This is a genomic window from Spirulina subsalsa CS-330 (genome assembly GCF_028330765.1).
Taxonomy (GTDB): domain Bacteria; phylum Cyanobacteriota; class Cyanobacteriia; order Cyanobacteriales; family Spirulinaceae; genus Spirulina; species Spirulina subsalsa_A.
The window spans coordinates 1-10,419 of sequence record NZ_JAQMTY010000284.1 but is presented as its reverse complement, the minus strand read 5'-3'; the positions used below and the strand labels follow the sequence as shown (position 1 = coordinate 10,419).

At 53.9% G+C, this 10,419-nt stretch carries 10 protein-coding genes; 6 read left to right on the top strand and 4 right to left on the bottom strand.

Annotation, left to right across the window (positions count from 1 at the left end; translation table 11 throughout):
• Positions 1–172: 172 nt before the first annotated feature.
• Both PN477_RS19400 and blsG read right to left on the bottom strand, forming a co-directional pair.
• Positions 173–1,798, bottom strand: coding sequence for a hypothetical protein (locus PN477_RS19400; RefSeq protein WP_272115587.1), 1,626 nt, complete (start codon positions 1,796–1,798; stop codon positions 173–175).
• 165 nt (positions 1,799–1,963) lie between these two features.
• The gene (blsG, locus tag PN477_RS19395; RefSeq protein ID WP_272115585.1) at positions 1,964–3,070 is read right to left on the bottom strand and encodes an arginine 2,3-aminomutase; all 1,107 of its coding nucleotides are present in this window, start codon (positions 3,068–3,070) and stop codon (positions 1,964–1,966) included.
• Between the two features lie 154 nt (positions 3,071–3,224).
• Here blsG and PN477_RS19390 point away from each other — a divergent pair, with 154 nt between their 5' ends.
• The 6 genes from PN477_RS19390 (at position 3,225) to PN477_RS19365 (ending at position 8,443) form a co-directional block, all read left to right on the top strand.
• Positions 3,225–3,743, top strand: a complete 519-nt coding sequence (locus PN477_RS19390; protein ID WP_272147566.1) for a CopG family ribbon-helix-helix protein — start codon at positions 3,225–3,227, stop codon at positions 3,741–3,743.
• Between the two features lie 148 nt (positions 3,744–3,891).
• Positions 3,892–4,746 (top strand): universal stress protein, encoded by an 855-nt coding sequence (locus PN477_RS19385; RefSeq protein WP_272115581.1) that lies wholly within the window; start codon positions 3,892–3,894, stop codon positions 4,744–4,746.
• Positions 4,747–4,995: 249 nt separating this feature from the next.
• Entirely contained in the window at positions 4,996–6,075 is a 1,080-nt protein-coding gene (gene ribD / locus PN477_RS19380; RefSeq protein WP_272115580.1) for a bifunctional diaminohydroxyphosphoribosylaminopyrimidine deaminase/5-amino-6-(5-phosphoribosylamino)uracil reductase RibD, read from the top strand.
• A 479-nt stretch (positions 6,076–6,554) separates the two neighbouring features.
• Positions 6,555–6,776, top strand: coding sequence for an NfeD family protein (locus PN477_RS19375; RefSeq protein WP_272115579.1), 222 nt, complete (start codon positions 6,555–6,557; stop codon positions 6,774–6,776).
• A 110-nt stretch (positions 6,777–6,886) separates the two neighbouring features.
• Positions 6,887–7,705: a DUF4344 domain-containing metallopeptidase gene (locus PN477_RS19370; RefSeq protein ID WP_272115578.1), complete on the top strand. Its 819-nt coding sequence runs from the start codon at positions 6,887–6,889 to the stop codon at positions 7,703–7,705.
• 78 nt (positions 7,706–7,783) lie between these two features.
• Positions 7,784–8,443 carry a DUF4079 domain-containing protein gene (locus tag PN477_RS19365; protein ID WP_272115577.1) on the top strand — a complete coding sequence of 220 codons (660 nt, stop codon included), beginning with the start codon at positions 7,784–7,786 and terminating at the stop codon, positions 8,441–8,443.
• Positions 8,444–8,449: 6 nt separating this feature from the next.
• Here the strand turns inward: PN477_RS19365 and PN477_RS19360 are convergent, their stop codons facing one another.
• Both PN477_RS19360 and PN477_RS19355 read right to left on the bottom strand, forming a co-directional pair.
• Positions 8,450–9,157, bottom strand: coding sequence for a hypothetical protein (locus PN477_RS19360; protein ID WP_272115576.1), 708 nt, complete (start codon positions 9,155–9,157; stop codon positions 8,450–8,452).
• Positions 9,150–10,250, bottom strand: coding sequence for a zinc finger protein (locus tag PN477_RS19355; protein ID WP_272115575.1), 1,101 nt, complete (start codon positions 10,248–10,250; stop codon positions 9,150–9,152). Before PN477_RS19355 ends, PN477_RS19360 begins: the two co-directional genes overlap by 8 nt.
• Positions 10,251–10,419: the final 169 nt, after the last annotated feature.

The following is a 10,419-nucleotide window of genomic DNA, read 5'->3' as shown; positions in this document are numbered from 1 at the left end:
ATCCCAGTTATGCAATCCCTCACCCAACCCTCTCCCTCAGGAGAGGGCTTTTGGCTCCTTTCTCCTGCGGGAGAAGGGCTGGGGATGAGGGTGCTCCCTGGCGAGCCATGGGAATCTGCAAAAGTGGGATGCACCCCTTGCCTCTCTATTCAAGACACTTTTTAAACAACCTCTAAGATGTCGGGTGGGTGGGTCGCTTTGAGCGTTGAGGGTTTGTTTTGGCGTGCAAGAGATGGGACAGGGGGGATAAATCCACAGACCCCCGATAGATACTGCTCGCAAGCTGGTAATTTTCCAACACCTGAATCAGCCAGGCGACATCCTGCTGCGGGAAGGTTTGATAGTGGAGAAAGAGGCGGGTTAGGCGTTTTTCCAGTTCCGGGACAAGGGGGGGCGAGAGGAGGGTGAGTTTCATCAGCATCCCGATGGTGTAGGTGGCCCCCAGGTTGGCGACGGCTTCGATGAAGCGATAGTGATCGGGGTTATTGTCTTTTTCGATCATCAACAGTCCTAAGAGTTTGGTGGCCGTGCGGAGGCTTAGGGATTCGTCGGGGCGACGCTGATCGTAGCGCGGCAAAATGTTGTGGAGATAGGTTTGGAGTTGATTACTCATTGGGTAGGGACTAGAGGAGGGGAGGGAGTGGACGAGGTATTGATGGAGTTGGGCTTTGAAGGAGGCGTAGGAGGAAAAGTGACTAATGCCAAATCGGAGCCGCTGGGCGAGTTCTTTGCTGGTTTCCCGGCCGGGTCGTTTGTCCCAAAAATGGCGGAGGGCGGTGGCGAGTTCGCGATCGCTCAATAACGTCGGATTTTTCTCACGCCGAATCACCCGCCCCGCTCCCTGGCTCAATTGTCGGGCGCGGGCAATATCGGCTAACCGGGCTTGATAGGTGACAAAGCGGTTGAGCTGAAACTCGTACCGCTCCTGATGCCGGGTGTAAAGATAGCGAACCGTTTGCTGCTGTTCGTAGTCACTCTCATCATTGAGCAGCAGCGTTTTAAAGAGGAACGGATAGCGGCCGAGCAATGCCCCTAGGGGGTGATGATCGGCGATTTGGGTGGGTTGATAGAGTTGAGCAATGCGATGGAGAATTGTGTACTGCTCCGTTTTTAAGAATTCCGCCACCAATTCACGGAGACGATGCACCGCTCTGGCTTGTTTATAGCCGGGACTGGGGAGGTGATCGAAGCAGGCGACTAGCTGAGGAATAAAGGCATGTGCCTTGGGGTCAAGCTGCCAAAAATCGATCAGGATCAAGCAGCAATGGAGGAGAAACTGCGGAAAGACCGTAGGGGCATTCTTGGCGAGGACAATTTGATCGAGGGTGGCTTTGAGGTTGAGATCCTGAATATTGTGGGTGTCAACGATGAGGTGTTGAACGTGATCAATCACCTCTAGGGGAGGATGGGCCTGTACAAGCATGGCGAAGGACTGATAGATCAGGCTTTCGGGGGATTGTGTGGGCAGGGTGATGGGGGCAGAGGGGGCCGCCGCCGCATCGGGTTCACTATCGACGGGGGCAACGTCTTTGACGGGTAATTGGAGGAGGCTGGTGAGTTGGTGGGTTTTGCGAAGGGTGCGGATGCGCTGGAAGCCGGTAAATGTGCCGGCAAAGACGAGGGTGGGGCGATCGCTACGATCGAGATCAAGGCGAATCAACTGGAGCGAAGCATCATCCGCCAACTTGCGCAATTGACGCAACACCTTCAGTTGATGAACACTCGTCAGCTCTAAGCCTCTCAGCAAACGCAGTTCCCAATGAATCGCCCCAGATTGAATGGATTCCCGATCAGACATGGTGAAAATGTCCTGTTACTCAAGAGTTGGCCCGTCTACGCCATCGTAACAAGTTCAGGCTACGGGTTATCCTTGCCTGCTTCACCCCAACCATTGGCGTATCTACCGCCCTGCAGCGCGATCGCCGCCGCGTCGAACTCAGACGCAACGGCTATCCTGGCAGGATTAGGTGCTGACCCCATGCTCGGTAAGCTGTAGGGTTTGGCCATAGGCATTTTCGAGATGATAACCCTCCTCATTGGCCTGTACCCATTCCTCAGTGAGGGGAATTTTACCGAACTTCGTGGTGATGATGTATTGAGGCACGGCGAAACCGGTGATTTCCCCCTGGAGGCCGCGCATGATCTCACGACCGGCGGCAATGGTGGTGGCGAAGTGGGACACACCGGTCACATTGTCGCAGTGGTAAAGGTAGTAAGGACGCACCCGAATCTTCAAGAGGTCTTTGAGGAGGGTTTTCATGGTGTCGAGGCTGTCGTTGATGCCCTTGAGGAGGACAGTTTGATTTTGGACAATGACCCCATGGCGCAGGAGGCGATCGCAAGCCGCCGCCGCCGCCGGTGTGATTTCCTTTGGATGGTTGAAATGGGTATTGAGCCACACCGGATGGTAGCGATCCAACATCGCACAAAACTCCGGGGTAATCCGTTGGGGCAACAGGACGGGATAGCGCGTCCCGATGCGGATAATTTCCACATGGGGGATCTGCCGCAGCCGAGCGAGGATCGGCTCTAGCTTCGCATCGCTGTAGGTTAAGGGATCACCCCCCGTCAGCAAGACATCCCGAATTTCGGGGTGGGCTTCGATATAGGCAAAATCCGGCTCCCAACTGACGGCTTCATTTTGCTCAAAGTAAGTGCCATTCACATCCGTGGTGTGATATTTCCGGGTGCAATGGCGACAGTACACAGCACAGGCTTGGGTGACCAAGAGAATGATGCGATCGGGATATTTATGCACCACACGATTGGTTTTGCGGTAGATCGTATCGCCGACGGGATCATCCTCTGCACCGGCAAAGGTGCGAAATTCATCGAGTTGGGGCACGGCCTGTTGACGGATGGCACAGGTGGGATCATCACGATCCATCAAGGCGGCGTAGTAGGGGGTAATACTCCAGCGATATTTACCAACACATTGGGCGATCGCGGTTTCTTCGGCGGGGGTGAGATTGATCCAATGGCGCAGGGCCTCGACGGTGGTAATGCGGTGCTTGAGTTGCGATCGCCAATCCTGCCAATCCAACTCTACTGGCAATTCTGTAGAAATCATGGTGCTACCGATGGGAGAATACATTACATTGAAGACGACATGATCTTGAACTGAACGACGACACACCCCGAAAAAATGTTCATATCCACAATCTTAGTGAATTTGACGATTTGCGTTGCCTAAGCCCGATTTATTGTGCCTCTCCCTGCCCACCATGCCCCAAGAGTTTCCCCTCACCTGCCACGTTCCTGAAGCCTGGCTAACCGCCCTCGACCACTACGCGAGCGCCCATAACCAATCGCGCAGCGACGTGCTCAAACAAGCGATCGCTCACTACCTCGACCTCGAAACCGCCGCCCCCTGGCAGCCCCAACTCGACACCCTCAACACCACCGTTACCACCCTCACCAAACAAGTCCACAGCCTCCACAAACGCCTCAAAACCCTAGAAGCCCAAACCCTCGACATTGCCTCCGTCACCGCCGAAATTGTCACCCCACTGCCCGCCCCCCGCGATCGCCCCTCCCTCCCCGCTGCCCTAGAGCGCGATCGCCCCGACTCCCGCCCCTTCGGAGCCATCCGCCTCGACGAACTCAGTCAACTCGTCCCCCTCAACATGCCCAAAATTCGTCACCATGCTGAAACCGCTGGCCTCTCCCTCTACGAAGCCATCGAAATCGAAACCGGCTGGAAATATGACCCCAAAAGTCACACCTTTGCCCCACCCCTCTAAATCCCCTCAGACTTGCAATCCTTCTCAATCCGTTTAGTTACATAACGTTAAGGGAATGAGATAAAAAGAGACGTATCCTAGAACAATAGACAGGATAAAGATTGTGTTGAAACACCCCAACCCAACACGACGGTAGAGGACATGATTAATGATTAAAAACGTTTTATTAGCAGACTCTGGCATCGGCAACTCAAGAGAACTCTTCCAATCAATGCAAGATTTACCCGCCATGCAAGGGGTAAACGTCACGATTTTGCACGTCGTCCCCCCCCAAGTGTCCACCGAAGCCATGGAAAGCAAGCTAGCCACTGGGGATGAGATCTTAGAAACCGCTACGAAAACCCTCAACCTTGATCCCCATCAAGTCACGACGTTAAAGCGGCAAGGTGAACCCAAAGACACCGTTTGTAAAGTTGCCGACGAAATTGATGCCGACCTGATCATCATGGGGTCACGGGGCTTAAAGCGCCTTGAGTCCATTCTTGAAAACTCGGTCAGTCAATACGTCTTTCAACTGGCGAATCGCCCGATGTTGTTAGTCCGTGACGACATCTACGTGCGCAAAATCAAGCGGATCATGGTGGCGCTTGATAAATCCGAAAAGTCCCAAGCGAGTTTAGACTTTGCTCTCTTCTTGGCAAACGGTGCTCCCGGCGTTGAATTAGTCGTCGCACGAGTCAACCCGGATCTTGACCCCAACTTTGCCCCCACCACCAAAGCCGAAATCGAAAGCAATACAGTCATTGCCCAAGCCCTCCCGAAGCTCAATCGGATGGGGGTGAAGTATCGGTGTATTGTCGAAGGCGGTAAACCAGGGGCACAGCTTTGTAAGCTCGTGGAGGATCAGTCCATCGATCTCTTGATTTTAGGTTCCCCGGATCGTCGCCCCTCCGTCGCTCGTGCCCTACCGGACTTGGATCGTCTGTTGGGGACATCCCTGTCGGATTATGTCCGGGTGAATGCCAATTGCCCCGTCTTGCTAGTGCGCCAACCGGGTGAATAAACCGGTCTTGCGACCCTTGCAGCCCATTGATCCCCCGGTTCTCCTGAAAATGAGAGATGCCGGGGGAATCACTACCGGTCGCGGGCGATTGGGTCTCTGTTGATGTTGCTGATAGCAGTGGACAAATTTGTTAGGACAGGCAAGGGGCTTAAGCCCCTTGTTCCAGAGTCTCTAAATGTCCTAACTGCCCTGGCTAGTGCTATAAATGTTCGTTGATTCGGGTCAATCAGTTCAGCCCCACTCTTCTCCATGGCAGATCACGCCTTTTTCATGCAGCGTTGTCTAGAATTGGCACGCCAAGCGGCAGGATACACTGCCCCGAATCCCCTTGTGGGGTCTGTGGTGGTGAAGGATGGCGCGATCGCAGGGGAAGGCTATCACCCCAAGGCCGGGGAACCCCATGCGGAGGTCTTCGCCCTCCGGGCAGCGGGAGAGGCTGCCCAGGGGGCCACGGTCTACGTTAATCTTGAACCCTGCAACCATACCGGCCGCACGCCCCCCTGTACCAAAGCCTTGATTCGGGCAGGGGTTAAAACGGTGGTGGTGGGGATGGTTGACCCCGATCCACGGGTGGCGGGTCGAGGGATGGCGCGGCTACGGGCGGCGGGAATTGAGGTGATTACGGGGGTGGAGGAGGGGGCCTGTTTGGCGTTGAATGAGGGGTTTATTCAGCGCGTCACCACGGGGCGACCGCTGGGGATTTTGAAATATGCCATGACCCTCGATGGCAAGATTGCGACGACAACGGGCCATAGTGCCTGGGTGTCGGGGCCGGAGTCGCGGCGGGTGGTGCATGGGGTGCGGGCATTGTGTGATGGGGTGATTGTGGGGGGCAATACGGTGCGACGGGATAATCCGCAGTTGACGAGTCATGGGGTGAGCGATCGCAATCCGGTGCGGATTGTCCTTAGTCGCAGGTTGGAGCTACCCGCCGAGGCGCAATTGTGGGAGGTAGCCCCCGCCCCCACCGTGATTTTTACCACCGAAGGGGCGAATCCGGTGCTCCAAAGGAAACTGCGCGATCGCGGTGTGGAGATTCTCGAACAGCCTCACCTCACGATTGAGGCCGTGATGAAAACCCTGGGCGATCGCGGGATGAATCAGGTGCTGTGGGAATGTGGTGGGGTCTTGGCGGCCGCGGCCCTCCAAGCCGGAGCCGTGCAGAAAGTGATGGCCTTTATTGCCCCGAAAATCATTGGCGGTCAGGGCGCACCGTCGCCGGTGGGGGAGCTAGGACTCCAACAGATGACCGATGCGATCGCCCTCCACCGCACCACCCTGACCCCCATCGCCGACGATTGGCTCCTGTCCGGTTATCTATCGCCGTGACATTTTTCGAGTACCCCTCACCAGCCCCCTTAATCGCCGATCGCAGCGGGCGTAACGATGAGATGGGGGCGTTCTCCTAAGGTTCAAAGGGTGCATCTCACTTTTGCAGATTCCCATGGCTCGCCAGAGATCCCCCTCATCCCCAGCCCTTCTCCCGCAGGAGAAAGGAGCCAAAAGCCCTCTCCCCCAGGAGAGGGTTGGGTGAGGGATTGTATAACTGAGATGCACTCGGTTCAAAGGGATTGAAGGGAATCATCCTCCCAACTTGCTGAAAACCACGCTCAATGGCTCGTTCGGGTCAAGGATGCGATCCGGCTACTTGCATAATTTTGCCGGGTTTGTTTAGACAATACATTAAGACAATTTCAGTTTTGCGAAACATTCTCGTAGTTTGCTTTCCCACTGTGATGGGGCGATTGTGGGCCCTGTCATCCCCTGGGGTGATGGTTGCCCCTGTTCATCCTCGATGCGCTGAAACTATGTTTAATTTCAAACGGAAACCTTCTCCTCGCGATCGCCTCAACCGTTGGCAGGGTTACGCGATCGTCTATCAAACCATTTATCCAGATCGCCCCGGTCGTGTGCGCTTCAACGCGATTTCCTGGGGAGCCCAATCCAAAACGGGGGAACTGATTCCCATTGATGCGCGGGTTGAAGTGGTTGGCCACGAAGGGATTGATCTGGTGGTGCGTCGCTGTTAACTCCTAGGGGAAGAAGCGGACTGTGCGGATCTGGCTAAATAATCCGGAGCACTGCCAGTAGAATTGCACAATACGAAATATTTTCACCAACACAGAAGGATGAACCGATCATGATGCGACGGATGGAACATGCGGGGAGGCGGTGGTTTTATGGTGTGTTGAGTAGTGCGATCGCACTCTTGAGTATTGTCAGTTGTGGAACAGGCCCAGAAGCCCAAGCACAGATTGAGGATACGGGCGATATCGCGGTGTTCTATGACGAGAGCGAGGATGAAGAATTCCAGGCGATTCAGGCAGTGCTCGAAGATACCGCATTTTTTGATGATCTAGTCGCTGATTTAAATGAAAATCTTGCCTTTCCTAACAATATCGAGGTGATTTTTACCAGTTGCGGCGAATCGAATGCCTATTACGATCCCGAAGATATTACGATCACCATGTGTTATGAACTGATCGCAGATTATCTCACAATTTTTGAGGAAAATATTGAAACAGAAGAAGACTACGCAAATGAAGTCATTGATGCGAGTTCATTTACGTTTTTCCATGAATTAGGCCATGCGTTGATCGAGCAATACGAGCTACCAATCACGGGCAACGAAGAAGATGCCGCCGATAATTTTGCAGCGATCGCCCTCCTTGATGCCTATGAAGATGATTTTGGGGTCTTGAGTGGAATGTTTCAGTTTGACATGGAAGCAGCAGAGGAACAGGAAAACCTCGAAGACTTAGCCTATTGGGATGAACACGCCCTCAGTACCCAGCGATTTTATAATACAGCTTGTTTAATTTATGGCAGCGATCCCGATGAATTTAGCTTCATTGTTGAAGATGAATATTTACCGAGCGATCGCGCCGAACGCTGTGAAGAGGAATACGAGCAAAAATCATCGGCTTGGTGGACTTTAATTAATCCATTTCTCAAGTAAAATGGTGGCAATTCTCAGGATTGTCTAGTCTGCCTGAGTCTATTTGATTGTTGTAATTTTTTAGACTCTAATCCTACGATGACTGCAAGTGCTTGGGCTACATTAATTCATCCTGCGATCGCGGTTTTATTCGTCTTCCCCATGTTGGGCATCGTCTGCCGCATGGCGTGGCAAACCCGTCAGCGTCGCCTCCAAATTAAAGACACGAAGAAAAGCAAGCTCCCCCCTTCCGTTGGGAAAGAACACGTAGACATGGGCAAATGGCTGACCGGTGGCGTAGTTGGTGTGTCCCTTGTGGCATTGGCCTATACCTTAATTAGTAAACAATTCATTGCTGAAAATCTGATCGCAGAACGCCCATTTCAAGCCCTGTTTATTGCGTTGATGTTTGTCTTCACGATTGCCACATTTGTCCTGCTTTATCGGGCAAAAACTTCCAATTGGCGCGTTACTTTTTCGGTTTTAAGCAGTATGGGGTTAATTATCATTGGTTGTCAGGATGGGGTATTTCGGCGCACCAGTGAATGGTATTGGTCTCATTATTATTATGGGATTGCTGCGTCAATTTTAATGATTATTTCCTTGGCGGTGGTGCAGGAAATTTATCGGGATAAATCCCTACGGTGGCGCAATGCTCATATTATTTTAAATTGTGTAGCGATGGCGTTGTTTGTGGGCCAAGGGATTACGGGCGTGCGGGATTTATATGAAATTGCGTTTTATGCCAATGGGGGGTAAATGCCCTCAATTCTCACCCCGTTGCAGGGCTTTCAATTGAGTCTGAACATCAAGGGCAATTTGCACGGCATTGCTGAGATAGTCTTCAATATCGGTGGCTTGGGCTTCGAGTTGGAGGGTTTGCAGCGAGGTGAGGGCGGGGATGAAGAGTTCCGACGGGTTGAGGGCCAGTTGATCCACTAAGTCCCGGTTTTCGCGCAGAATGCGTTCAGTTTGGATTGCTTGCCTCAGGTCTTGGCGCAGCAGTTTTAAGGCAGTGAGGAGACGTTGGCGGGTTTGGGGGGCAAGACCGGGATTGCCCACGGCTTGGAGTTGGTCGTTGAGGTGGAGCGATCGCACCATCCTATTAAAATTTTCCACCTCCACCGTGATCGCGTCCAAACTCTCCCGCGCCATCGGGTCAAGCTCTAAATATTGCGCCTGTCCCGCCGTCCAACTCCAGCCCACGGTATCCCCCAAAATTCGCACCACCACCACCCCCAAGGGCAATAGCCCCAAGCCAATATCTAAAAGGGGCTGCCGGATTACCACTTCGGCGAGAAAAAACACGCCAAAGGCGGCAAGGACGGAACCGAGGAGCGATCGCACCCGTCCCCCTTCCCCCGCCGCGATTTGTCCAGCCGGAAACACCACCCCCGACCATTGGGCCAAGTCCTTCGGGGTGATTTGTAACGGTTGTAAATCTCGCCGCATCGGGAGGTTGGGTTTATTCATCCGGCAGTGATGCGCCTCCAAAACGAGTCACCTTCAGCGGCTGTGCATCCCCAGGCTCAAACTGTGACCACGTATCGAGGTCTAAGGTCACGGGATAGTCTCGCCCATTGTCGCCTTGGAACAGGATGGTATAGGTGGCGGTGCGATCGCCTTCCCGTTCTTGAGCGCCTAACTCCAGCAGCGGCCATTGGGGATTTTGATCCAGCCCCGAAACCGTCGGAGTGCGATTCACCACCCAGCGATCGATTTCGTAGGTGTATTCCGTATCATAAACAGGTTCATCGCGATAGATCGGCTCCTCGTAGGTTTCCGTGTGGGTGCGCGTTTCATAGACCGGACGAGTGCAGATTTTATCTTCAAAATACCCATTGCCTAAATCCACCGTGCCGCAGGTATAGGACTCACTCCCCACCTGCACCTGCTCGGAGACCTCGCGGGTGCGGGTTTCATAGCCTTCTAAAACTTGTTCATAGGAGCGAATCGCCTCCTGTTGGCTGAGTACCCGTCCCCCGGCTGGCACATCCCAGCCCGTTTCGGTGAAGGTGGTGAGGCGTTCTACCGCGATCGATCGCTGCCAACTCAGTTGGCTCACCGTGGCATCAATCTGCATCGGCAGCAGCCCAATCACCACCACCAGGATCACACTCACCAAGCCACTCCAAAACGCCCACCGCAGCACGCCCAAACGCTGATGAAACCGGATGAGGAGATTGGTTGATCGCGGGGATTTGGCGCGATCGCGCCGGGATTGCGTGGGCGCTTGAGGCGTTGAGGGGGACGCTTGAGGCGTTGAGGTGGGCGGTTGAGGATAGGTTTTCACGGCTTGGCGTTTTTCCCCTGGGGGCGCACCACATTCGACGCAGGCGGGTTCTGGGGCGCGATTGCTTGCGCCGCAATAGTCACAAATCCAATCGGCTCCGGCTTTGGCGATCGCAATCTGCTCCGCCGCCTGCACCGCCGCCGCATTTTCCGGTAAATAAAACCGAATGCCTTCCGGGCGGGGTGCGCCGCAATTCTGACAGTCGCGATCGCGCCCCAGCAACCCCGTCACCCCACAAGTGGGACAATCCCAACGCCCTTCCCGAATCGCCATAGTCTTTTGTTAATTCTGCCTATTCATCGGTTATCTTAAATGTGCAAAGAAGACTCCCACTATAAAGCGAGTCCGAGTAGAGTTACCGAAGGTAACGGCGGACGTGCCTTTTAGTGGCGAGATGAATTTGCACCAACAAACAAATCGAGCGACAGCGAGTCCTTTAATT

What these genes read in the sequence shown, in the direction of transcription:
- PN477_RS19400 (WP_272115587.1), bottom strand. Translation starts at nt 1,798, where the DNA reads ATGTCTGATCGGGAATCCATTCAATCTGGGGCGATTCATTGGGAACTG.
- blsG (WP_272115585.1), bottom strand. Translation starts at nt 3,070, where the DNA reads ATGATTTCTACAGAATTGCCAGTAGAGTTGGATTGGCAGGATTGGCGA.
- PN477_RS19390 (WP_272147566.1), top strand. Translation starts at nt 3,225, where the DNA reads ATGCCCCAAGAGTTTCCCCTCACCTGCCACGTTCCTGAAGCCTGGCTA.
- PN477_RS19385 (WP_272115581.1), top strand. Translation starts at nt 3,892, where the DNA reads ATGATTAAAAACGTTTTATTAGCAGACTCTGGCATCGGCAACTCAAGA.
- ribD (WP_272115580.1), top strand. Translation starts at nt 4,996, where the DNA reads ATGGCAGATCACGCCTTTTTCATGCAGCGTTGTCTAGAATTGGCACGC.
- PN477_RS19375 (WP_272115579.1), top strand. Translation starts at nt 6,555, where the DNA reads ATGTTTAATTTCAAACGGAAACCTTCTCCTCGCGATCGCCTCAACCGT.
- PN477_RS19370 (WP_272115578.1), top strand. Translation starts at nt 6,887, where the DNA reads ATGATGCGACGGATGGAACATGCGGGGAGGCGGTGGTTTTATGGTGTG.
- PN477_RS19365 (WP_272115577.1), top strand. Translation starts at nt 7,784, where the DNA reads ATGACTGCAAGTGCTTGGGCTACATTAATTCATCCTGCGATCGCGGTT.
- PN477_RS19360 (WP_272115576.1), bottom strand. Translation starts at nt 9,157, where the DNA reads ATGAATAAACCCAACCTCCCGATGCGGCGAGATTTACAACCGTTACAA.
- PN477_RS19355 (WP_272115575.1), bottom strand. Translation starts at nt 10,250, where the DNA reads ATGGCGATTCGGGAAGGGCGTTGGGATTGTCCCACTTGTGGGGTGACG.